This is a genomic window from Guptibacillus spartinae (assembly GCF_028610625.1).
Taxonomy (GTDB): domain Bacteria; phylum Bacillota; class Bacilli; order Bacillales; family Guptibacillaceae; genus Guptibacillus; species Guptibacillus spartinae.
Genome location: NZ_JAQQWU010000001.1, coordinates 1 through 22,798, shown reverse-complemented (window position 1 = coordinate 22,798; position 22,798 = coordinate 1). Strand labels below are relative to the sequence as shown.

Below are 22,798 nucleotides of genomic sequence, written 5' to 3'. Positions count from 1 at the left end.
ATCTTATCTATACGATTGAGTTGGATAATCGTTTCATCTATTACAAAAAAACTCTTCCTACTGTTTATAGGAAGAGTTTTAGCCATATGATTCAATCTCAAGTTAGTTTAGAAGTAACCGCATTAATTGTCAGTCGCTACTTTCGTCTGCTTAGCCGATTCTTGTTCTGCTTTTGGTTGTCTGATAAAGAAAGCCATTACTAGCCCCACGATCGCAGATATGCCTGCCACAATAAAGGAGACATTCACACCGTGAACAAGACCTTCCACACCACGAGATGGCTGGGCTGCCTGTGACATCACGGTTACAAGAAGCGCCGTACCTACTGCACCAGAAACCTGACGCATCGTGTTGTTCATCGCTGTACCATGCGGAATAAGATGAGCTGGAAGCTGATTAAGACCAGCAGTTGTCACCGGCATCATCACCATAGCTACCCCAAACATTCTTACCGCATTCACAATGGCAAGATAGGTGAATGTCGTTTGAGGGGTTAAGTTCGTAAACATAAAGGTTGTGACGGTCACGATAATTAGCCCGATAATGGCAAGCCATTTTGCACCGAACTTATCGAAAATGCGCCCGGTAATTGGGTTCATAAAGCCCATAATGAGTGCCCCTGGTAGAAGCATTAAGCCTGATTCAAACGCAGTGAACCCAAGCATATTTTGCATAAGAAGAGGCAGAACTGTTGCAGCCCCGATCATCGCAATAAACACGACCATCCCTAATACCGTGGTTAAGGTGAATAGTTTGTATTGAAATACTCTAAATTGAAGGACAGGCTGTTTCAATTTTAACTGTCGTAAGATGAACCAACAGAGCGTCACTGTCCCAATACCCATAGAAATCAGGACTTGTTCGCTTGCCCATCCATTAGTACCTGCACTACTAAAGCCATACAATAAACCACCAAATCCTAATGAGGAAAGCAGTATGGATAAAAGATCAAGCTTCGGATTCGTCTGCTCTGTTACATTTTTAAGAATGAAGTAAGCAATGATGAAATCAATGATGACAATCGGAAGAATGACATAGAATAAACTTCTCCAAGGGTATTGTTCAACAAGCCAACCTGATAACGTTGGACCAATAGCAGGGGCAAAGGAAATGACGAGACCGAACATCCCCATTGCCGCTCCTCGCTTTTCAACTGGGAAAATTAAAAAGAGGATCGTTTGCATGAGTGGAATAATGATCCCTGCCCCTGACGCTTGAATAATCCGCCCTACCATAAGCAGCGCAAAGTTCGGTGCTACCGCACAAATAGCCGTACCAACCGCAAATAACCCGATGGCTGTCAAAAAGAGGGTCCTCGTTGTAAATTTCCCAATTAGAAATGCGGTAATCGGGATCATCACTCCATTTACTAGCATGAAGATCGATGTTAACCATTGAGCCGTACTCGCCTCCAAGTCCAGATCCACCATGATATGTGGCAAAGCGGTTGCTAATAACGTCTGATTTAGTATCGCTGCAAAAGCTCCTGATAACAATACGATTAATAGCGGCACTTTGTTAAAAGACTCAGTTTCTTGTGCTGATTGTTTGTCGTTCATGTTCTCCCTTCTTTCTTCCTGTTTGTTTGTTCTACCGATGTTCATTAAGAAGACGATCGCAATAGCCCGGATTTAAGCAGCCCGAGTTCGGTCTCATATTTCCTCATGGCATCTGAGATGGATAAGTTGTTTGACACGCTGTGAATCAAATTATGAAAGGTTACTGCTGAGATGATTTGCACGACATGAAACATTTCTTTTCTGTTTGACACATTTAACTGTTCAACGTTAACAAGATCATATATGTCATCGTATCGCTCATTCGCAACATCATCTGATAAATACTGCGAAAAGGTGTTTTCAATTTTATAGTTCATGTTAAGCAAGACATTTCGAATGAAATCTCTTTGGCCTGTATCCTCCGAATGCTCGAGCGTTGATCTAAAAATCTCACTAATCGCTTTAAACAAATCTCCTTCAAACTTCTTTAAGTTTGAAATTAAATTCTCGTGACGCTCTTTTGCATGTTCATTTAGTAAGTAAAAGAACGCATCCTCTTTATCTTCAAAGTATTGATAAAAACTGCCGCGTGGAATGCCAGCTGTTTTCAGGATATTTGAAATGGATGCATCATAGAGAGAATTCCTAGAGAACTCCTGCTTCGCTGCATCAATTAATATTTGCTTCTTTTCTTCTTTTAAATTAAAAAATGTTGCCTTTGGCACAATCACTCACCTACCACAAAAATTATGACACGGTGTCACATCACCATACCTACTATATGTGACACTGTGTCACAAGTCAAGAATTGAGCTTCAGCACACTGTTTTCTTTATCTCAGGTTTGCGTTTTACAAAAGAGTGGAAAATATTCGAAAGAATGAAGTTATCAAAAGGTGGGTTCTTTCATGAAAAAAAACATAAGCAAAGGTTGGATTTTTTTCTTTGGGGCACTCGGAGGACTATTGTACGGATATGATACCGGTGTCATTTCCGGCGCATTATTATTTATTGAACAGGACATCCCGTTATCGGATTTCCTACAAGGGGTCGTAGTTAGTTCATTGTTAGGCGGCGCCATTGTAGGTGCTGGAATGAGTGGATATGTCTCTGATCGGTTTGGGCGAAGACGAGTAGTGTTTGCGATCGCCCTCATTTACATGATTGGATCGCTCGTATTAGCTTTTTCACCTAACGCGGTGATCTTAATTATCGGCCGTATTATTCTCGGACTAGCGGTTGGTGGTTCAACAGCGATTGTACCTGTGTACTTATCGGAAATGGCACCAACCAGGTCAAGAGGTGCGCTTGCTTCGCTTAACCAATTAATGATTACTATTGGAATTGTGCTTGCTTATCTTATCAATTATGCTTTTGCACCTATTGAAGGTTGGCGCTGGATGCTTGGTCTCGCATCCGTCCCGGCAATTGTCCTCATGATCGGTGTTCTCTTTATGCCAGAAAGTCCTCGTTGGCTCATTAAACGAAATCGTGAAGAGGAAGCACGCAAGGTCATGTCGTTAACACGTAAAGAAAGTGAAATTGATGAAGAAATGAAACAAATGAAAAAGATCGAAGAAGTGGAAGAAAGCACTTGGGATGTGTTGAAATCAAAATGGATTCGTCCCATGCTTCTCGTTGGGAGTGGTATCGCGATTTTTCAACAGCTCATCGGCATTAATGCGGTCATCTATTATGCGCCAACGATTTTCACCAAAGCTGGTCTTGGCGATTCAGCTTCTATTCTTGGAACTCTTGGAATTGGAATCGTCAACGTATTAATGACGTTAGTTGCCATCGCGACGATTGATAAGCTTGGACGGAAGAAGTTACTTCTACTTGGGAATGTAGGGATGTCATTAAGCTTAGCCGTTCTTGCAACCATTCTTTTTACAGCAGAACTTACTACGACAATTGCCTGGCTAACGGTTGTCTTTCTCGGTCTCTTTATCGTCTTTTTCTCAGCTACATGGGGGCCGGTTGTTTGGGTCATGCTGCCCGAATTATTCCCTAATAAGGCACGCGGGGCTGCGACAGGATTTACAACGCTCCTACTCTCCGCCTCAAACCTGGTTGTTTCCCTATTCTTCCCTGTTTTACTTGGCGCACTAGGCACGGCTTGGGTGTTTGTCATCTTTGCCATCATTGGAGTATTTGCCTTCTTCTTTGTCTTAAAATTTGTTCCTGAAACGAAAGGAAAAAGTCTAGAAGACATTGAGAATAAACTGAGAGGAGAAGCCTCTGCTTAATCAAAAAAGACAGCCCGATGATTTCAAATCATCGGGCTGTCTTTCTGTTTGCCGCCTCCATTAAATTCGCTCGCCATTTTTAAGTTTCTTAATTAATTCAGTTAGATCCGACTTTTGGATACGCCAATGACTGCCAATTTTAAAAGCTGGGATTTTGCCATCCTGAACCAATTTATATGTGGTCATCTCACTTATTTGAAAATACTTCGCCACTTGAGAGATCGTCATAATATCATGGTGCTCATTATCCTGACTCATGTTATCGCTCCTTATCAATCTATCACCCTATTCTAACAAAGTTCTTTCGACAATGGATCAAAACTCTAGTAATACGATAACTCATTATAACAGGTTATATCAAATTAGGTTCAATTAGATTAAAAATAGATACAATCACTTGTTTTCATAAAGCTACTAGTAAATTATCAAAAACAAATACGGTCGTATATCAACGTATACAAGAGAATTTCCAAGTAAAATACCGATGACTTTCGCTTACATACCTATTTCCATTTTCATAGTTTCTGTGCTAAACTTCATCTTGTTGTAAACGGACCCGACTTCTATGAGAGTTAGGAGTCATCAAAATACTAGACTTAGAAAGAGGTGCAACATTGAATTTATCTTCTATTAAACAAGATTGGTTTGGCAATGTGAAAAACGATACCCTAGCCGGCATCGTAGTTGGACTTGCCTTAATTCCAGAAGCGATTGCATTTTCCATTATCGCGGGCGTCGATCCGATGGTTGGACTCTATGCAAGCTTTTGTATTGCCGTAGTGATTTCTTTTGTTGGTGGTAGACCAGGTATGATTTCTGCTGCAACAGGAGCGATGGCGTTACTTATGGTGACGCTTGTCGCAGAGCACGGATTACAATACCTACTAGCTGCTACAATCCTTACCGGTGTCATTCAATTTTTCTTAGGTGTATTTAAGTTAGCTCGCTTTATGAAATTTGTGCCACGGTCTGTAATGATTGGTTTTGTAAATTCACTAGCTATTCTTATTTTCACTGCGCAACTGCCACACTTTTCTGGTGAGTCATGGCCAATGTATGCCATGGTAGCAGGCGCACTCGCGATTATTTATATTGTCCCTCGCTTTACCAAAGCGATTCCGTCACCGCTTATCGCAATCGTCGTCATTACCATTATTGCAATCACGACAGGAAGCGGCGTCCGAACCGTAGGGGATATGGGAGAATTAACTCAGGCACTACCAATGTTTTTACTACCAAGCATTCCATTGAACTTTGAAACGCTTGCGATCGTCTTTCCTTATTCAATGGCTCTAGCTATTGTTGGTTTACTTGAAACGTTCTTAACCGCTCAAATCGTGGATGATTTAACAGACACAGACAGCAATAAAAACAAAGAAGCAAAAGGTCAGGGTATGGCAAACGTTGTCGCTGGATTTTTCGGAGGAATGGCTGGTTGTGCGATGATTGGACAATCGGTTATTAACGTAAAGTCAGGCGGACGCGGACGACTATCCACATTTGTCGCTGGTGTTTTCTTAATGATTCTTATTCTTTTGTTAAATGACTTGCTAGCCAAAATACCAATGGCAGCCCTTGTCGGCGTTATGATTATGGTATCGATCGGCACATTTGATTGGGCATCGATTAAAAACCTTCATAAAATGCCGCGGTCTGACGCAGCGGTCATGATTGTAACGGTTATTACCGTTGTCACTACCCATGATTTATCAAAAGGTGTTCTTGCTGGTGTTATACTAAGCGCGCTCTTCTTCGCTGCTAAGATCTCTAAAGTACGTGTGGAAGAAAAAATCGACGAAATGACTGAGAAAAAAATCTATCACATTCACGGTCAACTTTTCTTTGCATCAGTTACTGACTTTGTAAATAGCTTCGATTACAAAGAAGAAGGCATTAAAACAGTTGAAATTGACTTATCAGATGCTCACGTCTGGGATGACTCAGGTGTTGGTGCCGTTGATAAAGTGATTATGAAATTCAGGCAAAACGATATCGACGTGAAAGTAACTGGTGTTAACCAGGAAAGTTCACAGCTCATTGATCGTTTAGCCGTCTATAATAAATAATTAAAGAAGCAAATAGAAAAAAGCCACCGCTGTGGCTTTTTTTTATTGTCATAGCTTAGCATTTGGGTAAATCATAACGAAATGAAGCACGGCAGGTTCCTGATTGGGATTCAAATAACCATGTCGCTGATCTGCTTTAAACTTAATGGAATCATACGTGTTTAATTCGTACCTTTGCTCCTGAACTTGAACGGTCGCCTTCCCTTCCATTACGGTGACATATTCAATTACATCATCCTGATGTGCCTCCGTATAATAGGTGCCACCTGGTTTAAGAAAAGCCCGATGTGTTTCAAGAGAACCGTAGCCACTGTTAGTAAACATCGGCTCAAGGGTCAAATCCTCATTAGAGCTCAACACTTTATTTCCTTCATTTTTTCTCGAAATGACTACTTCTTCTTTCTCAGCTAGTAAACTTGAGATTGGAATGGAAAGTCCATTTGCAATTTTCCATATTACCGTTAAAGAAGGGTTTGCTTCTCCCCTTTCTATTTTACCTAATGTCAGTTTACTAACGTCTGTTTTCTCAGCAAGATCCTGTAAACTCATCTCTCGCTCTTTACGAATAAACCTTAACGTTGCGCCAACTTGCTGAGCAAGTTTTTCTGCCTCGATGCTTTTTTGATTACTCACGAAATAATCCTCTCTACTGATTTTTCTTGTATTTTTTCATTACCTCATTTAGTATATTATAATATATAAACAGTAAATGATAATATACTAAAAGGAAGTGGTAGGAATGAAGGAAATTGGTCTCGGTATTCTCGCCTCAGTGTTTTTTGCCATTACATTTATACTAAATCGATCAATGGAATTAGCAGGCGGGAGCTGGATGTGGAGTGCTTCCCTTCGCTTTCTATTTATGATTCCTTTTCTTCTTATCATTGTACTCATTAGACGTAATTTAAAACAAGTTATTCGAGAAATCAGGAAGAGACCTCTCCAATGGTTCATCTGGAGTTTTGTTGGTTTCGTTTTGTTTTATGCCCCTTTAACCTATGCGGCCTCATATGGTGCAGGCTGGCTAGTGGCTGGTACATGGCAAATGACAATCGTCGGTGGCATTCTAGTTACCCCACTCTTTTTCACAACAATACATACTAAGGAAGGGAAAATAAGAAAACGCCATCGTATTCAAACGAGAGCGCTTCTTATATCTACCATTATTCTAGCTGGTGTCGCGCTTATTCAGTTGCAAAAAGCTAACGACCTTTCACTTCATGAAATTTTTGTAGGGATACTTCCAGTCATTATTGCCTCATTTGCCTATCCTCTCGGTAATCGTAAGATGATGGAGCTTTGCGGGGATAACCTTGATACGTTTCAACGTGTGTTTGGTATGACGCTTTCAAGCCTACCGTTTTGGATCATCTTAAGTTTTTTCGCGATTCCCACTGTTGGCTTTCCTTCATCAGGTCAACTGCTTCAAACCTTTATCGTCGCGATTAGTTCTGGAGTTATCGCGACAACGTTATTTTTCATCGCCACCGATCGGGTAAGATTAAACCAGGCAAAACTTGCTTCCGTTGAAGCTACTCAGTCCACACAAGTGTTGTTCGTGATCGCTGGGGAAGGGTTGCTTCTTTCCAGTCCGCTTCCGAACTCAATCGCGTGGATTGGAATTATCCTCATTATTCTAGGCATTATTTTGCATAGCTTTCGAGTAAAGATGATGAATCGATTACCAAGTGAAATAACAAAGCCGTTATAACAAAGAAGGCATTTCATCTAATCTTTAACAAATGTTCGTGGTCCTTCCTTATGAAAGCTTATCATTACAAGAAGTCCAATAACACTCACCGCATAAGCACCTAACTCCCAACCAAAACCTTCCAATTGAAGGAAACGAATGAGCAGCTGACCACCAAAAAGAATCACCATCAATACTAGGCTTGTTAAAATGCCAATTAAAGAAGTAAAGTTAGCAATCAAGCCTAGTATGATAACACCACCGACAATGAAAACAACTGGTTGACTTAGAAATAAAACGTCAGTTCCATACCTCATATGAAGAAGCGTTACACCTACTGTAAACAGCATGGGAATCATCGTGAGCGCATAAACGATAAGAAAGCTTTTGACACCATTGTGAAATGAACTGAGACGCATCGCACCAACTAATGCTATCAACCAAATAATGGATGAAACAGGATAACCAATAATTTCGATTAGTGAAAAAGCGGTATTCCCTTCAATGAACTGAGAAACTAAAAAGATCCCAAACACACCAGCGATGATGCGTGCAATCAAATTTCGATTCTCTCGTGGAGACTGATCCATCGAAGCGATAAGCTCTTTTGCATATGCTTTTGGTGATCGACCAAAAATATCAGCTGCCGTTTTCCCTTCTTTTTCCCCTTCCATTAAATGATCTTCCGCTTCCATAAGAAAGCTATTCATATCTCCTTCATCCACACCTTTAGCGATAAGATAGACGCGCATCTCTTGAATAAATTTCTCATTTTCTTTCATCATCTTCTTACTCCCCCTTATGCAAGATTTGATTCACAGTGTTACTTAATTGATTCCACCGCATGTGAAAACTTGCTAATTCACCCTCGCCTTTTTCCGTTAAAGAATAATACTTGCGTTTTGGCCCTGCGGTTGATTTCTTTAAAGTGGACTGAATGAGCTTATCCTTTTGGAGACGAATGAGAATGGGATAAATCGTCCCTTCACTAAACGACTCAAAACCGTAATCATCTAGTTTTGAAGCAAGCTCATATCCATAAACCTCCCCCTCCTGAATAATGGATAAAATACATCCATCGATGATTCCTTTTAACATTTGCGTTGTTTGCATATGCTTCACCTTTTCCTTTAACCCTATAACACTTGTTATGCAAGAGTTATAGGGTTGGTTAGCTATCTTGTAAAACAAGGTATACTCACAGTATACACACCACTACCTTGTATGACAAGAGTTATTCCTATAAAAAAACGCTGATTTCTCAGCGCCCTTTATCGTACTGTTTTCACAAGTTCCATCATTACTTCCTCTGCAGAACGTATAGGTTCTCCCCCACCCTGTGCAAAGTCTTTTTTCCCTCCACCTTTTCCGTTAATTAGTGGAAGTACACCTTTTAAGGCGAGATTCATATCAAGATCGGTCTCTCCTCTACCGCAAACGATTTGCATCTTATTATCACGTTCACTAACAAAAAAGACAACAACCGCAGGATCTTCCTTTAGAACCATTTTCGCAAGCTTTTGAAGATCTTTCATCCTATATTCGTATGATATCATTTGAACGATCTTTAGATCGTGGATTGAACTTGCCTCGTGTAGTAAATCTTTCGCCTCAATTGCAAGGAGCTTTTCATTTAACTCATCAATTGTTTTTTCATATTCTTTTGATTGAAGCAGAACGCGCTCAGCTGCCGAAACAAGCTTAGATTCTGGAACGTTCAATAGGTTCGTTAGGCCTTGCACAACAGCTTGTTTTGTTCGCAATTCATTGGTCACACGGTGTCCACAAACAAAGTAAACGCGCGTTTGGTTTTTCTGCTTTTCAATTTTTAAAACCGAAATGGCACTAACCTGGCCAGTCGAAGAAGGGTGGGTCCCACCACAACCGCTATAGTCAACATTTGGGATGATCACTAGACGAATATTTTCCGACACAGCAAGCTGCTTGCGAAGAGAATACTGCGACAGTTCTTCTTCAGTTACCCATTTTGTTTCAATCGGCAAGTTTTGTTGTATGATGTCATTCGCAAACGCTTCTACAACTGCGACATCTTTTTCGCTCAATTGAGCAACCTCTAAATCAATTGTGCAAACGTCTTGTCCAAGATGAAAGCTGACCGTACTGTATCCAAGCTGGTCTTCAAAAGCCGCCGAAAGAATATGTTGCCCCGCATGTTGCTGCATATGATCAAAACGGCGTTTCCAGTTAATTTGACCTTGTACAGCATCTTGTTGAGGCAGTGGTTCATCAACGTAGTGACGAATTTGGCCATCTACGTCTTCTACTTCAAGTACTTGAACACCATTAAGTGTCCCAGTATCATATGGCTGCCCTCCACCAGTTGGATAAAAAGCTGTTTGATCGAGAACAATGTAGGAACGGTTTGCTTCATCCGTAAACTGTTCCCAAGTATGAGCAGTAAAGTTCGTTATGTAGGAGTCTTCATAGAATAATTTAATGGTCATAAAAAAAACTTCTTTCTCTCTAAATTTTGCCATGCATTTTTTCAGCCCAATTTCAGATTTAGCAGCTACAATCATGAATGACACACGATATGGAAAGGAGCTCAAGCTATGTTATCATCACCTTTGCACCCCTTACTTGTCCATTTTCCGATTGCATTATTGTTCATTGGAGTGGTTGCACAATTTTTAACTTTTTGGAAAGAGGACTATTTTGAAAAAATAGCATTATTCCTTCTCCCTACCGGATTTGTCTTTGCGGTTATTTCATACGTTACGGGTGATTCTGCAGAAGGATATGCCTTTGACCACTGGGGAAGGCAGGTTGAATACCTCATCCACACACATGAAACATACGCCCTGATCACGTTAGTAGTTTTTGGTGCTATTACCGCTTTGAAGCTACTTAACTTAATCATACCATTAAAATGGATAAAGCCACTTGTTCTAATTCTCTGTTTATCTGGCATTATCACACTGTCATTAACAGGGCATTACGGTGGAAAAATTGTCTATGATCATGAGACGATGTCTTCCCTAAGTGAGACTAAATAAAAAAAGCTAGCTAGTTTGGAAGAAGCGTTTTTGAAGTTCAGCATTTCGTTTTTCTCGTTCTTCCTCTGATGCAAGGTCGTATTTTTTTAATAAATGAAAGACTTCATTTAATGTTTCTTGATTAAGCCTTTGTTTTAAAAATTTCCTTGTTTCCTGCACAAGGTGATCTGGCATATAGGGCGACTGTTCCTCAAGCTTCGTCATCACATCATTTTGTGAGTGATCAATCGTACATTTCCCCAAAATATGTTCACTCCTTTTATTGTCTGAATGCTAATAATGAATACACGGAACAGATGATTGTCTGTTCCTTTCTTTATTTCGTTACATCACTTCTTTTTTGTGAATTTTGCAAGTAATAGAGCGATGACAATACAGCCTATCCCTAGCCATATTACATTATTTGAAATAAAATCCAGCATTACTCAACTCCTCTCCTCCATTCTTTTTCTAGCTTATCATATTTCATCACAGACACTCCGTTTCGCAGTCGTCATTTTAGGACCATCATTCTGAACTGTGCACGATTTTCCCATCCTCTCTAGCACGAATAACCGTTCATTATCTTTTGAAAGAACAGCTTATTTCAACACAATCTTCCTTTCAATCCTAATTGAAAAACCCTTTCGACTTCTTCCATTAATTTCCCCGGAAATGGACAACTAGTTTACACGAATATTCGCTTAAACTAGACAAGAGATTTTTTTCTGTCTCGACACCAATATTCCTTTCTTTCAGATAACCTTATGTATAATAATGACATCAACTTACTTTACTAGGGAGGAATCGTATGAAAACCCTTCGTTTGGTGTTTTTATTTATCTTGCTGCTCACAGTTTCCGCCTGTAATTTCCTTACAACCTCAGACCCTGCTGAAAAAGCAGAAGCTGAAAAAGAAGTGGTGGACAAGTCTTCGACGGAGACTGCTAGTGATGCTCTCTTTCAAGAAGGGACGTACAAATGGGAAAAAGATGGGGAGATACTTGGCGGGCTTGATATAACGGATCCTAACACTGATTCTTTTACGTTTATGCTACAAGCTTACGACGGTCAGAATGTAGGTGAATTATCAGGCACAGCTCAGGTTAACGGGGAAACTGCAACATTTATTCATGCTGAAAACACAGCATGCAAAGTATCCTTTGGTTGGAAAGAAGACCGGTTAACAATCGACACGAGCGAAGCGTGTGAGAGCCTAAATGAAACCCCCGTTTCCTTTACAGGCGTTTATACAAAGATTGAAGTTGGTAACTCCCCTTCTTCCCAGACTGAAGAAAAAACAATAGCCGAAGAAGCGAACTGGCAAGAAGCTCTTTATATTAATCCAACCTTCGATCAGGGCGAGCTTACTTTATCAAACGTAACGAAGGAATCCTTTGAATTTACATTTAATATTAGCAACGATGATCAGGTTGGAGAAATGAATGGGACAGCAACAATCAATGGAAGTGAAGCAACGTTTAAGGATCCGGAAGACCCTTCCTGTACAGGTACATTCGTTCTATCAAATGAGGTCATTTCATTTATTGAGGACTCCTGCTTAAAGTACCATGATGCAGCAGTCGGTTTTAATGGGGAATATGCTCTTTCAGATGAAAACCCTACTGCCACAAACGAAACCGCAACGTGCGAGAAGGCACCGTTTCATTCTGAACTGTTACAATTTGCCGAGCAGGGTCATTTAAAAGATGCGTCGATTTTCCTAGGTATGTCAGAAGAAGCATTAAAGAAAATAAAACCTGACTTGACTTATGATAAAACGTTTTATGAAGGAACGCCTGGTTTTTATGATGATAAGTACGCTTACTTCACTCCAAATGAAGCCTTAAGTCAGTTACGCTATAATGCGTTATCAGAAGGACCAGCTATTCCCTATTCAGATTTGGTTTGTCAATTTGGTGAGCCAGATGAGGTAACTTTTAACGAACTCGATAATGAGTATCTTCACGTGTATTATACGGGTAAAAACAAGCTTTCGTTTGTTTCAGAATCAAAGGAAGGTGCCATTACTGCAGTAGCACTTGAAACAATGCAAGTTCAATAGTCGCGGGATTTCGCTTACATTAATAAGGTCTGGCATACGCCAGGCCTTTTTTTATTGGTGTGACACTGCTTTTTAAGCAGAAAGCCGATACGAAGCTAGAATCAGACGAGAATGTTCTTAATATAAAAACAGCGTTCGTTTTTGACGAACGCTGTCGGATTTATGCTAAATTTTAACGAATTTTCCACATAAAATATGGTATTTTATTAATTTATATGCAATTCTAATATTAAGAACTTACCAGCTATTGTAACCATTTCTTGTGTGGAAATGAACAAACCCATTCGACTTAGCATAGGCAGTGCTCTTCCATTTTTGCTCTGTTGAAACAGTAAAAACGGCTAGATTGGTTTCTTGTTGGATGTTTTTTAAATCAGCCATGCGATCCTTAGACCACTCATCTTTCGATACGGTTGTATAATTGAAATTTTCCCACATAATGGCATCAATGTAAGGGATTGTGTAATCTTTCAACGTTTGAAAGCCCCAGTTTTGAATAAGAGAAAGCGAAGGATGCTCTTGTTTTATTTGTTGGAGAAAAGTGACCATTCCTTCTTGTTGCGCTTGTAAAACAGCGGGGTTTTCCCAATGCTCATCATCTATATCTCCAACTGTATCAAGGAAAACACCATCAAGTCCCTTATCGGCGATTTGCTTGGTCACTTCTGATAGAAGAACGTCACGGTAGTGAACAGAAGTGATATCTGTGAGATAGGAATCCCATTCGGTATAGTGTACTCTTTCTCCGTTACGGTGAAAGAAATCATCTTCATTTAATTGATTGATAAGCGCTGTATTCCAATTGTCAGCTTCCATTGTATTAATGTAGCCGTAAACTTTTGTACCAGAACTTTTTATCTCTGAAATTTGTTGTTTACTATAGTAAACAGGTTCTATGATCATCACGTCGTATTGCTTCATTTTTGCAATTAATCGAGTTGTTGGGGCATCATAATAAACTTTGTAAGATGTAACGTCAGAAAGTGGATGACTGGTGGCATGAGAGGTAAGTGGAGAAATCAAGACTAAAGTGAACAGAACAGCACATGACATGGCAACAATTTGCTTTGTTGAGATAATACCCATTGGTTGGCCTCCTGATTAATCAGAGAGCGGCTCTGGCATTGTAGACTGGCGATCGGTATTCACAGAATAGAATCGACGACCCATGTCTTTGCGCCCTTATTTTTCAATAAGTTTGCCCTTCTCTATATTTAGTTGTCAAAAATAGTATATCAGACATTGGAATTAATTCCACAATATTTTTTGCATAAAAGTATTTAATTTATTCGAAGAGGATGATTTAATGATTTACACACAAAAAAATACGGCAAGGAAATTAATAGAGGTCATCGTAGTGATTGTACTTATCGGTATGAGTGACCAACTCTTCCAGCTTCACTTAACTACCTGGGAGCTTGATCCATTATTTTTCTTTGTTCTCCTTTTCTCGCTACGTTATGGGTTAACCCTGGGGTTGCTCAGCTTCTTTCTAGCCCTTATTTATCATATGATGGCAATCGGGTTTAACGGTGGGGATATCTACCTGCTTTTCTATGATATGAGTGAGGCCTCATGGATTATATTTAGCTTATTATTAGCCATTGTTTGTGGCTTATCTAGCACATCCTTCCAGGAACGATATGAAAGCCTTCATTATCGACACGACGAGTTAAAAGACGAGAATGAACAATTAACAGAGTCTATCAAACTCTTAGAACACTCTCAGAAAACCATGCAAGAAAAAATGCTCGAATTTGAGCATAGTTTAACGCGGATCTACCAAGTGGGGAAAGCACTTGATCAGTCATCACCTGAACTCATTCGAAATGAAGCCATTTCGATCATCTCGAATCTCTTTAAAGCGAAGGAATTAGCGATTTACCATTTAGATTCTTCTAAAAGGACGTTGCGTCTACATATTCGAAAGGGCGATTCAAATCATCTTCCACAAACGGTTTTTATTGAAGAAGACTCTGCCGTTTACAAACGACTCTTCCGTAATAAAACGATTACCCTACGAACGATAGAAGATGAGAATAATTCCCCGGTTCTCGTAGGTCCAATTATTTACGGTAACGAAATCAAAGAAGTCCTTGTCATTTATCAAGTTGATTTTGCGAAACTAACAACTTATGAAATTCAAATCATGTCACTAGTCCTTGATTGGATGTCATCGAGGATTGAAAAAGCAACTGAGCTCGAACTGAAAGAAGAGAAAATAAAGATGTTTCAAGGAACAAATATTTATTTTAAAGAAGCGTTCGAGCAAAAGGTACAAATACAAAAGAAGCGAAGTGAGAAATTTGATCAATCCTTTAGTGTGATTCACGTACAATTTGCTGAATTTGATCAAATTACGCCTATAGAAGCTGAAATCATTCTCAGATCTTATCTACGAGAAATCGATCTTATGGGATATGATCCATCAGAAAACATTTTCTCTTTCTTATTGCCAGGGACCGCTCCAGAAAATGCCCAAACCGTAAAAGAAAGAATTAAGAAAGCATTAACCGAAAAGGGTGGGTTGCATGCTGGATAATATCTTACACCCAATGACACTCCTCCTACTTTATTTCGTTCATGCAATGATCATGATCGTCTTATCCAACTTCCTGAAACGAATAGTCGATCAAAACCATCATGGTGTGCTGACTTGGGTCTCGATTGTTTCATGTTTTCTCCCCCTCATCGGTGAGTTATTTGGTCTAATTTCGTGGATGCTAGCGAAACGCTGGGTGTCAGATAAAATACTCGTTGACTATGGAGAATATGTAACCTTCGATGTTTTAAACCTTGAATCTCTTCGTCACGAAGCGGCAACAAGCCTTGACTTAGTCCCTTTAGCAGAAGCACTCAACGATCATGAACATTCGACTAGAAAAGATTTGATTGTCCGTCTTATCAATTCAAACATTACGAACCAAGGAAAATATTTAAACCTTGGCTTAAATAATAGTGATTCTGAAACCGTTCATTATGCTGCAGCAACAATGAACATTCTTCTTGATCGGTATGAAAAAGAACTCCAGAAAGCGAAAGAACTTTATCGTCTTCATGATGACAGTAGCTTTCTGAAAGTTGCTGATGTGTACGAGCGTTATTTAAAAAGCGGATTGCTTGAAGATAGCTCTCTTCTTAACGTACAGAAAGAATATGCTACTTTATTAGAAAATGAAACAAAAACCCCCTCAAATGATAAGCAACGGTACCTTTATCTTGGCAATCTTTATTTAGCAATGGATTATGAAGAAAAAGCAATCAAAACGTATGCTTACGTTTCCAATGCCTTTCCTAATGAACCAGATGGGTACCTTAAATTAATTGAATTTTATTATGGAAAGCGGAGTTGGGCAATGATCAAGCCACTCCTTAATGCGATAGAAAAATATGTGCCAGAATCGAAAATACCTGACAATCAGCGCTTTGTACTAAAACAACTTGGGGGAAATGCAGAATGAAAAAGCAATCGTACCAATATGTGATCGCCATCTTTGCCCTTCTTCTGATCTTTATTGGCGGCTTACAGATGGTTCGCCTTGACCTCTTTCAACAGCTCCTTCCTGCAAAAGAATCGAAAGAAGTAGCTTTTGCAACAATGAGTTCATCATCCAATGAGTTGAAAGGAGAAAAAATGAAGATCTATATCCATGAAGATGATAGCGACCTATCAAAATCGGTTCTCTCAAATCTTCTATACGCTCTTGATTACGCCAAAATAGCTTACGAGCCCATTTCAATAGATGACATTTCTTCAATCGAGGCTTCCCCGTACAATGTCCTCGTCCTAGCAGGAGAGCATTCGAAGGACTGGCCATATGATGAAATTAAATCGTTTGTCGAAGATGGCGGAAGACTTTATATCGGTTCTCGTTTTATTAATGATGAATGGAGTGACCTTATTGGTGTAACCGATTTTGGCGATTTCTTGGATGGGATAAACGGGCTTTCGTTTCAGAAAGAACTGTTTCCGGGTTACATAGATTTAGACAGCAGTTCAACGTTGTTTGCTCATAGTATTGCTGATGTAGAGCTCGCAAAGACTTCTGAAGTATTCATTACAGCCCAGGATGAACCAATCATGTGGACTCATGAATTCGGTAAGGGAAAAGTTCTATTCTGGAACACCACTTCCGTAGCGGAGAAAAATTCACGTGGCCTATTGTTGCAAGCTATGTCCTTTTTAACACCTGCTTTTGTTAGCAGCCAGGCTGGCATTAAAGTCATGTATCTGGATGATTTTCCGTCTCCTGTTCCTTATGAAACAACAGACGCCATTCGAAAGAAGTATGATATGTCGATTAAGGATTTCTATTCCAATGTTTGGTGGCAGGATATGAAGCAACTAGCTAAAGATTATCATGTGCGATATACAGGCGTAATGATTGGAACTTATCAAGATACAACTGAGCAAACGAGTGAAGATATTAAGGAACGAAGTCGCTATCCGATGCTTTACTTCGGTAGAGATTTATTGAAACATGATGGCGAAATTGGGTTGCATGGATACAACCATCAATCACTTGTTTTGAAAGACGAGCGGATCGACCCCACGCTTGGGTACAAACCATGGAGTAGCCTGGAAGAAATGCTCGTCGGTATAAAACGCATCAAATCATCGTTTGATTATTTCTTTCCAAATGAAGAAATTCAAACCTACGTCCCTCCTTCCAATATTATTAATAAAACAGGGATTGCGGCACTTGAAGAGGGCCTCCCTAACTTAGAAGTCATCGCTGCTCTCTATTCAGGGAGTGACGAAGAAGGAAGCTATATACAGGAGTTCGGCCAAGATGAAACATTTGATCACTTATATAACTTCCCAAGGATTTCTAGTGGTTACCTTGAAGGCGAAGAGGATCAATTTTTCCAAATTGATGCGATTGCGAACTTTGGCATGATGTCCCATTTTGTTCATCCAGACGATGTGCTAGACTCTGCTCGATCCACAGGAGATGGCTGGGAAGGTATGAAAACAAATCTTGAAGCCATGTTGAAGAAAACAAATGAGCTCTATCCCTATCTAGAACCATTAACACAACACAACGCTGTAAAAAAATACAAAAAATATGAGGAAGCAAACATTGAGGTCACGTATAAAGAAGATCAGATTCATATATCTGGAAAAAAACTATTAAATCCCTCTACATTCCTCATTCGAGTGCAGGAAGGTAAACAACTAGAAACAGGTTCTTTTCCATATGGAGAAGTGAGTTTGTTGAGTAAAGAAAGCTCTCTTTATCAACTCACTCTCACAAAGCCAGATGCAGACTTATCGATAAAGGATGTTACATGATGAAAATTGGAATCGTTGTCGAAGGAAGCTACCCTTATGTAAGCGGCGGTGTTGCGAGCTGGGTGCATATGATTGCAAATCGGATGCCTCAGTTTGAATTTCAAATCATCGCGATCACACCGGTTCAGCTTACAGAAAAAGACTATCTTTATGAGTTACCTACTAACATAACAGGGGTTACGAATTTACCTTTAAATATGAAACAACCAAATCATAAACGAAGGATCCAGCTTACCCCTTTCGAAGAGGAGGCTATTACGGACTGGATGATGTTTCGCAAGGTTACACCAGAAGCAATTGACGTTTTCACGAATAGGCTTGGTGGGACAAACTCTTTTTTCTCCAGCAGAATTTTCTGGAAGACTGTTCAAGAAAGTTACCAGAAGGAAAGCCAAACTGGCTCCTTTATTGATTACTTCTGGATGTGGCGTGGTATGTTTACGCCGGTTTTAGAATTGCTTCAATTCAAGTTTCCTGAAGTGGATCTGATCCACTCTGCTTCTACCGGGTATGCCGGCCTGATTTCAGCTGCAATCAAGCAGCAACAGAACATTCCTTTTCTCTTAACAGAGCATGGCATTTATTCAAGAGAAAGAGAAGAGGAAATTCTTCAAGCTTCCTGGATTCCAGATTATTATAAAAAACGTTGGATCTCGTTCTTCCACCACCTTTCAAAACAGGCTTACGAAGAAGCAGATGACATTATTACCCTATTCGATAAAAACAGTGGCCTCCAAAGTGAGCTTGGTGCTGCACAGGATAAACTCTCGATTATCCCAAATGGTATTCAATATGATCGTTTATCAGGAGTTACAAAAATAAATGGAGATAAAAAGTTACTCCGTATCGGAGCGATTGTTCGAGTTGTTCCAATTAAAGATATTAAAACGATGATTCACGCTGCTAAACTACTGCAAGAGATCGGAACTCCGTTTAAGCTTACCATTATGGGCCCACTTGATGAAGAAGAAGATTACGCGGCTGAATGTCAGCAGTTAATCGATCAGCATGAACTCAATCAATGCGTCTTCCTTGTTGGAAAAGTAAACATTATCGACTATTTACCAAACTTTGATTTGTGCCTTTTAACAAGCATTTCAGAAGGACAGCCCTTAGCCGTTCTCGAGGGTATGGCCGCTGGGATTCCATGGATTGTCACAGATGTAGGCTCTTGCTCTGAGCTAATATATGGCCGGGATCATGATCCATATGGTCCAGCAGGATTCGTCGTTCCACCTGTTAATCCTAAGAAAATCGCCGAACATTGCACATGGTTTTATCATCATCCGATCGAAGCAGAGAAATTTGGTCGTAACGGACAAAATCGTACCAAAACATTTTATCAAGTGCACCAGTTTATTAATCAGTACGTTGACCTATATGAAAAGAGAGGTGCTGAATATGGCCGGAATCGGATTTAAATTACAAAAGCTATTTCAAGAAGACTACTTTTCATCCCGTTTAAAAGCTTATGCATTTGCGGGGCTTGTCACATCAGGACCATGGCTCATCGTGATCGTTACAATCGCCCTTATTCAGTGGCTAACCTCTTACTTTTCGATTTTATCTCTTGAAGAGCGAGCCATTTTCAATCTCTCTGTCTCTTATTGCTTTATCTTTTCGCAAGTCATTCTTGGAATTCAGCAGCTCATTGTCACGAGATACGTCGCAGATCTGTTCTATGAAAAAAAATTCAAAGAGATTTTTGCCACGTTTATCGGGATGACGAAATTTACGCTTCTCATTGCGACAACCGCCTGGCTAATCTTTATCTGGATCTCACCTTTGCCATTTGTGTTTGAACTTGTGATTTTCTCTTTATTTATTACAATCAATTTAATTTGGGTACTCTTCTTATTTCTAAGCGCCGCTAAATTCTATCAAGCTGTTGCCTATAGCTTTCTTATAGGCGGCACCATTTCTGTTGGACTTGTCTATCTCTTTGGTGTAAACATTGACCGCCTCCCAAGTTTTGAACACGCACCAAGTTTGTTCTTACTTATTGGATTTACATTAGGGATGGTGGTCACGTTGTTTGGTCTCCTGATGGCGATGCTAATGACATTTCCAGATAGAGAAATGAAGAAACAATTTACTTACTTAAGCTACTTTGATCGCTTTCCTGCTCTCTTCTGGACTGGGTTTTTATACAACATTGGGATTTGGGTATGCAATTGGGTCATTTGGTTTGGAGAAGGAAGTGCTACGCTAGTTGATTCATTTATTTATAATCGCACGTACGATACAGCGATCTTCTGGTCATACTTAACGATCATACCTACACTCATTATTTTTGTAGTCTCTGTCGAAACGAGATTTTATGAGCGCTATCGCGTTTTTTATGGCTATATCAACGAAGGCGGTACATTGCAACAAATCAAGCGAGCAAAAACAAGCATGCAATTGGTGCTAAAACAAGAAATGGAACGCTTATTGCGAAGTCAGGGCGTTTTCACTCTTTTAATAATCATTACAGCAGGTTATCTTCTTAGCTCCCTTGCACTCGAGCCTAACATTATTTCGATTTTCCGTTTCACGACACTTGGTGCTTTTTCAAATGCCATGGTGTTAGTTATCACGCTAATTCTTTTATATTTTGAAGATCGCAAAGGGGCCATGATCACGTCGATTTTGTTCTTTGGTTTTAACTTCATACTATCCTTCATCTTTCTACCAATGGGCTATGATGGATACGGGCTCAGCTTTTCAATCGGATCCTCTCTTGCCTTTCTTTATGCCGTGATCCGTTTAATAACGTTTATTGAGGAAGTTGATTATTATGCCTTTTGCACCCCAAATGAAAACAACACTTCCGAATCTAAACAGCCCTTTAGTCGAATGGGCCAGTGGTTAGATGAAAGAACATTTTTATAATCTAGCAAACAATGGCCCATCCATCGAGAAGAGTCATCGATCAATAAGGAAGAGAGCCGCTTGTAAGAAAAGCGGCTCTCTACTAGTTAGAAGGATATAATTTTTGCAAATGCTGCACAGACTGCGCAATCAATTCCTTTAATACATCTTGATCAATATCCTCTACTTTATTGACGTACACACATGCTTTTCCTGTCTTATGCTTCCCTAATCGTTCAAGCGCTTTTTCTCGTTCTGGTTCCCCTTGCGCAAGATACAAACTTATCTTTGCTTTTCGTGGAGAAAATCCAACGAGCGGAGCATCTCCTTCATGCCCAGTCGCGTATTTATAGTGATAAGAGCCAAACCCAATGATACTTGGCCCCCACATTTTCGCTTCATATCCTGTTGTTTCTGTAAAGAGATCTAACAAGCGATACGCATCTTCCTTTTTCTTCGGATGGTCGACCCTTTCGATAAATTCAATCACGCTATTGTCTGTTTCTTTCGTTTTTAACTCGTACATAAGGCACCTCCCTTTATGGTCTCTACTAAAACATTTACGCCATATTGTCCAAATGTCCTTCTCGATTCTGTAAACTATGTTAGCTTGTATGGTTGATTTCTTGATTTTTAGCTCTTTCGAGTGGAATGTCGCCATTCTGTAAAATTCACCACAATCATCCATAAATGTATCGTGATGATTTCGTTTATTACCGTTTTATGTTACTTACTGAAAAAACGTTAGGAATGCTTTCATACGGGAACGTCTTACTTTATAGAAAACCCAACACCTTATGGAGGTAAGACATGTTTACATTAAATGATATTCCAATGTTTCTAGTGAATTTCTTCGTTATCCTACCAATTGTCACACTCGTGCATGAAGCTGGTCACGTGCTTGTAGCAAGACTATTTGGAGGCAAAGTGAAATTTTGTATTGGGACTGGTCCAACATTGTTCCATATTGGACCCCTTGAAATAAAACGCAAGTATTTCATGGAAGGCTGGTGTCAATACGAAGAATTAAAATATAACAAGACTTGGGCTCACATTTCCATCTATTTAAGCGGAAGTTTATTTAACTTAATCGTCATTTTAATCATTAACTTTTTAATCACATCCAACACCATTCCCGTAACGCTCTTTTTCTATCAATTTACGTATTTCTCTATCTACTTTATCTTCTTCTCTCTTATGCCTTTTCGTAATGACGACGGCAGACCAAGTGACGGAATGGCTGTCTTTGATGTTCTCCGATATGGAAAATCCGTTGACCCTATTGATTAAAGAAGGCTCCCGCTTCTTACAAGAAGTGGGTTTTTCATCTTTTGGAAACTGTAGTAAACTAAATATAAAATCAAACGCGGGGAGTGATTTGTTGAAAAGTAAAATGAAGCAGCTATTCATAGAGAAAAAAAGTGTTCATGTGCTTTATGCTTATCAAGGGACGAAAAGCTACATCGAAGAAGTTTGCGATTACATTGAAGAAGGCGTATTGCACGGCGAATATACGATTCTCATTGAAAATGATCGCCTGTATCTCATGATTTTAAAAGAATTAAAGGTAAGATTAACGGAGGATCAATTGCGCTTTGTTCACCGTGTGAATAGCTTTGATTTTTACTTCTCAAGTGGAAGCTATCATCCCCCTGCCATTCACGAGTATTTCAAGGAAACTGTAGAACCTTACGTAGAAAACAACCTTTCCTTCCGTTCCTGGGCACACGTAGAATGGGCTTCAATGGAAGAGCCGCTCTATCTAATAGAAGACTTCGAGAAAATTGTTGATGATGCTGTGAACGACCTTTCATTTCCACTTGTTTGTGCTTATGATGGAGAAAGAATGCCAGATTATCTCGTTACCATCTTAATGGAAACACATCCTTATGTATTAATGAATGATGAATTCACACCTTCCAAGCAATACCTTGGGTAAAGAAAGCCCCATCCTTATATGAACTGTAACCCGAATAATGGACACTTATAAAAAAGTGCCCCGTTATTCGGGTTATTTCTGTTTCTAGAAATAAAACCCGTTTATAATGAAACAAAGCAGAGGAACGGAGTGAGTAAATGGCTAAG

22 protein-coding genes and 1 riboswitch are annotated in these 22,798 nt (G+C 39.7%); of the genes, 12 read left to right on the top strand and 10 right to left on the bottom strand.

What is annotated here, in order from left to right; genetic code table 11:
• Positions 1-122 precede the first annotated feature (122 nt).
• Positions 123-1,559 (bottom strand): MDR family MFS transporter, encoded by a 1,437-nt coding sequence (locus PQ511_RS00110; RefSeq protein WP_273849897.1) that lies wholly within the window; start codon positions 1,557-1,559, stop codon positions 123-125.
• Positions 1,560-1,603: 44 nt separating this feature from the next.
• Positions 1,604-2,224 carry a TetR/AcrR family transcriptional regulator gene (locus PQ511_RS00105; protein ID WP_273849896.1) on the bottom strand — a complete coding sequence of 207 codons (621 nt, stop codon included), beginning with the start codon at positions 2,222-2,224 and terminating at the stop codon, positions 1,604-1,606.
• A gap of 182 nt (positions 2,225-2,406) precedes the next feature.
• On the opposite strand from PQ511_RS00105, the gene PQ511_RS00100 reads away from it, so the two are divergent.
• A complete protein-coding gene (locus PQ511_RS00100) occupies positions 2,407-3,747 on the top strand; it encodes a sugar porter family MFS transporter (protein ID WP_273849895.1) in 1,341 nt (446 codons plus the stop codon).
• A gap of 60 nt (positions 3,748-3,807) precedes the next feature.
• On the opposite strand, the gene PQ511_RS00095 is transcribed toward PQ511_RS00100, so the two are convergent.
• Entirely contained in the window at positions 3,808-4,005 is a 198-nt protein-coding gene (locus tag PQ511_RS00095; RefSeq protein WP_098442909.1) for a helix-turn-helix domain-containing protein, read from the bottom strand.
• A 356-nt stretch (positions 4,006-4,361) separates the two neighbouring features.
• Between PQ511_RS00095 and PQ511_RS00090 the strand changes: the two genes are divergently transcribed.
• Positions 4,362-5,813, top strand: coding sequence for a SulP family inorganic anion transporter (locus PQ511_RS00090; protein WP_273849894.1), 1,452 nt, complete (start codon positions 4,362-4,364; stop codon positions 5,811-5,813).
• A gap of 48 nt (positions 5,814-5,861) precedes the next feature.
• On the opposite strand, the gene PQ511_RS00085 is transcribed toward PQ511_RS00090, so the two are convergent.
• Positions 5,862-6,446, bottom strand: a complete 585-nt coding sequence (locus PQ511_RS00085) for a helix-turn-helix domain-containing protein (RefSeq protein WP_273849893.1) — start codon at positions 6,444-6,446, stop codon at positions 5,862-5,864.
• Between the two features lie 106 nt (positions 6,447-6,552).
• On the opposite strand from PQ511_RS00085, the gene PQ511_RS00080 reads away from it, so the two are divergent.
• Entirely contained in the window at positions 6,553-7,524 is a 972-nt protein-coding gene (locus PQ511_RS00080; RefSeq protein WP_273849892.1) for a DMT family transporter, read from the top strand.
• A gap of 17 nt (positions 7,525-7,541) precedes the next feature.
• Here the strand turns inward: PQ511_RS00080 and PQ511_RS00075 are convergent, their stop codons facing one another.
• The 3 genes from PQ511_RS00075 to PQ511_RS00065 form a co-directional block, all read right to left on the bottom strand.
• The gene (locus PQ511_RS00075) at positions 7,542-8,288 is read right to left on the bottom strand and encodes a DUF1129 family protein (protein WP_273849891.1); all 747 of its coding nucleotides are present in this window, start codon (positions 8,286-8,288) and stop codon (positions 7,542-7,544) included.
• A gap of 4 nt (positions 8,289-8,292) precedes the next feature.
• The gene (locus PQ511_RS00070) at positions 8,293-8,616 is read right to left on the bottom strand and encodes a PadR family transcriptional regulator (RefSeq protein ID WP_273849890.1); all 324 of its coding nucleotides are present in this window, start codon (positions 8,614-8,616) and stop codon (positions 8,293-8,295) included.
• A 158-nt stretch (positions 8,617-8,774) separates the two neighbouring features.
• Complete coding sequence (locus PQ511_RS00065) at positions 8,775-9,968, bottom strand: alanyl-tRNA editing protein (protein ID WP_273849889.1); 1,194 nt, start codon at positions 9,966-9,968, stop codon at positions 8,775-8,777.
• A gap of 108 nt (positions 9,969-10,076) precedes the next feature.
• Between PQ511_RS00065 and PQ511_RS00060 the strand changes: the two genes are divergently transcribed.
• On the top strand, positions 10,077-10,520 hold the full coding sequence (locus PQ511_RS00060; protein ID WP_273849888.1) for a DUF2231 domain-containing protein: 444 nt from the start codon (positions 10,077-10,079) through the stop codon (positions 10,518-10,520).
• 6 nt (positions 10,521-10,526) lie between these two features.
• Here PQ511_RS00060 and PQ511_RS00055 read toward each other — a convergent pair whose 3' ends face one another.
• Positions 10,527-10,763 carry a hypothetical protein gene (locus PQ511_RS00055; RefSeq protein WP_420541645.1) on the bottom strand — a complete coding sequence of 79 codons (237 nt, stop codon included), beginning with the start codon at positions 10,761-10,763 and terminating at the stop codon, positions 10,527-10,529.
• Between the two features lie 547 nt (positions 10,764-11,310).
• Here PQ511_RS00055 and PQ511_RS00050 point away from each other — a divergent pair.
• Positions 11,311-12,564, top strand: coding sequence for a hypothetical protein (locus tag PQ511_RS00050; protein WP_273849887.1), 1,254 nt, complete (start codon positions 11,311-11,313; stop codon positions 12,562-12,564).
• Between the two features lie 237 nt (positions 12,565-12,801).
• Here the strand turns inward: PQ511_RS00050 and PQ511_RS00045 are convergent, their stop codons facing one another.
• Positions 12,802-13,650 (bottom strand): glycoside hydrolase family 191 protein, encoded by an 849-nt coding sequence (locus tag PQ511_RS00045; RefSeq protein ID WP_273849886.1) that lies wholly within the window; start codon positions 13,648-13,650, stop codon positions 12,802-12,804.
• Positions 13,651-13,686: 36 nt separating this feature from the next.
• Positions 13,687-13,777, bottom strand: a riboswitch (cyclic di-GMP riboswitch).
• Between the two features lie 93 nt (positions 13,778-13,870).
• Between PQ511_RS00045 and PQ511_RS00040 the strand changes: the two genes are divergently transcribed.
• Genes PQ511_RS00040 through pelG form a run of 5 tightly spaced genes read left to right on the top strand, consistent with a single transcriptional unit; the run spans position 13,871 to position 20,734 of the window.
• Positions 13,871-15,106 carry a hypothetical protein gene (locus tag PQ511_RS00040; protein ID WP_273849885.1) on the top strand — a complete coding sequence of 412 codons (1,236 nt, stop codon included), beginning with the start codon at positions 13,871-13,873 and terminating at the stop codon, positions 15,104-15,106.
• The gene (locus PQ511_RS00035) at positions 15,096-16,025 is read left to right on the top strand and encodes a tetratricopeptide repeat protein (RefSeq protein WP_273849884.1); all 930 of its coding nucleotides are present in this window, start codon (positions 15,096-15,098) and stop codon (positions 16,023-16,025) included. Before PQ511_RS00040 ends, PQ511_RS00035 begins: the two co-directional genes overlap by 11 nt.
• Complete coding sequence (locus PQ511_RS00030) at positions 16,022-17,860, top strand: DUF2194 domain-containing protein (RefSeq protein ID WP_273849883.1); 1,839 nt, start codon at positions 16,022-16,024, stop codon at positions 17,858-17,860. The genes PQ511_RS00035 and PQ511_RS00030 overlap by 4 nt, the downstream gene beginning before the upstream one ends.
• Positions 17,860-19,281 (top strand): GT4 family glycosyltransferase PelF, encoded by a 1,422-nt coding sequence (pelF, locus tag PQ511_RS00025; RefSeq protein WP_273849882.1) that lies wholly within the window; start codon positions 17,860-17,862, stop codon positions 19,279-19,281. Before PQ511_RS00030 ends, pelF begins: the two co-directional genes overlap by 1 nt.
• Positions 19,262-20,734 (top strand): exopolysaccharide Pel transporter PelG, encoded by a 1,473-nt coding sequence (gene pelG, locus PQ511_RS00020; RefSeq protein ID WP_273849881.1) that lies wholly within the window; start codon positions 19,262-19,264, stop codon positions 20,732-20,734. Before pelF ends, pelG begins: the two co-directional genes overlap by 20 nt.
• Positions 20,735-20,816: 82 nt before the next feature.
• Here the strand turns inward: pelG and PQ511_RS00015 are convergent, their stop codons facing one another.
• Positions 20,817-21,239 (bottom strand): DUF1801 domain-containing protein, encoded by a 423-nt coding sequence (locus PQ511_RS00015; protein WP_273849880.1) that lies wholly within the window; start codon positions 21,237-21,239, stop codon positions 20,817-20,819.
• Positions 21,240-21,523: 284 nt separating this feature from the next.
• Between PQ511_RS00015 and PQ511_RS00010 the strand changes: the two genes are divergently transcribed.
• On the top strand, positions 21,524-22,003 hold the full coding sequence (locus tag PQ511_RS00010) for a site-2 protease family protein (protein WP_273849879.1): 480 nt from the start codon (positions 21,524-21,526) through the stop codon (positions 22,001-22,003).
• 91 nt (positions 22,004-22,094) lie between these two features.
• Positions 22,095-22,652: an MEDS domain-containing protein gene (locus PQ511_RS00005; RefSeq protein ID WP_273849878.1), complete on the top strand. Its 558-nt coding sequence runs from the start codon at positions 22,095-22,097 to the stop codon at positions 22,650-22,652.
• Positions 22,653-22,798: the final 146 nt, after the last annotated feature.

Bases quoted from the DNA above. Each gene is read 5' to 3' on its own strand.
- PQ511_RS00030 (WP_273849883.1), top strand. From the start codon at position 16,022: ATGAAAAAGCAATCGTACCAATATGTGATCGCCATCTTTGCCCTTCTT.
- PQ511_RS00035 (WP_273849884.1), top strand. From the start codon at position 15,096: ATGCTGGATAATATCTTACACCCAATGACACTCCTCCTACTTTATTTC.
- PQ511_RS00095 (WP_098442909.1), bottom strand. From the start codon at position 4,005: ATGAGTCAGGATAATGAGCACCATGATATTATGACGATCTCTCAAGTG.
- PQ511_RS00010 (WP_273849879.1), top strand. From the start codon at position 21,524: ATGTTTACATTAAATGATATTCCAATGTTTCTAGTGAATTTCTTCGTT.
- PQ511_RS00100 (WP_273849895.1), top strand. From the start codon at position 2,407: ATGAAAAAAAACATAAGCAAAGGTTGGATTTTTTTCTTTGGGGCACTC.
- PQ511_RS00050 (WP_273849887.1), top strand. From the start codon at position 11,311: ATGAAAACCCTTCGTTTGGTGTTTTTATTTATCTTGCTGCTCACAGTT.
- PQ511_RS00015 (WP_273849880.1), bottom strand. From the start codon at position 21,239: ATGTACGAGTTAAAAACGAAAGAAACAGACAATAGCGTGATTGAATTT.
- PQ511_RS00065 (WP_273849889.1), bottom strand. From the start codon at position 9,968: ATGACCATTAAATTATTCTATGAAGACTCCTACATAACGAACTTTACT.
- PQ511_RS00080 (WP_273849892.1), top strand. From the start codon at position 6,553: ATGAAGGAAATTGGTCTCGGTATTCTCGCCTCAGTGTTTTTTGCCATT.
- pelF (WP_273849882.1), top strand. From the start codon at position 17,860: ATGAAAATTGGAATCGTTGTCGAAGGAAGCTACCCTTATGTAAGCGGC.
- PQ511_RS00045 (WP_273849886.1), bottom strand. From the start codon at position 13,650: ATGGGTATTATCTCAACAAAGCAAATTGTTGCCATGTCATGTGCTGTT.
- PQ511_RS00040 (WP_273849885.1), top strand. From the start codon at position 13,871: ATGATTTACACACAAAAAAATACGGCAAGGAAATTAATAGAGGTCATC.
- pelG (WP_273849881.1), top strand. From the start codon at position 19,262: ATGGCCGGAATCGGATTTAAATTACAAAAGCTATTTCAAGAAGACTAC.
- PQ511_RS00075 (WP_273849891.1), bottom strand. From the start codon at position 8,288: ATGATGAAAGAAAATGAGAAATTTATTCAAGAGATGCGCGTCTATCTT.
- PQ511_RS00110 (WP_273849897.1), bottom strand. From the start codon at position 1,559: ATGAACGACAAACAATCAGCACAAGAAACTGAGTCTTTTAACAAAGTG.
- PQ511_RS00060 (WP_273849888.1), top strand. From the start codon at position 10,077: ATGTTATCATCACCTTTGCACCCCTTACTTGTCCATTTTCCGATTGCA.
- PQ511_RS00070 (WP_273849890.1), bottom strand. From the start codon at position 8,616: ATGCAAACAACGCAAATGTTAAAAGGAATCATCGATGGATGTATTTTA.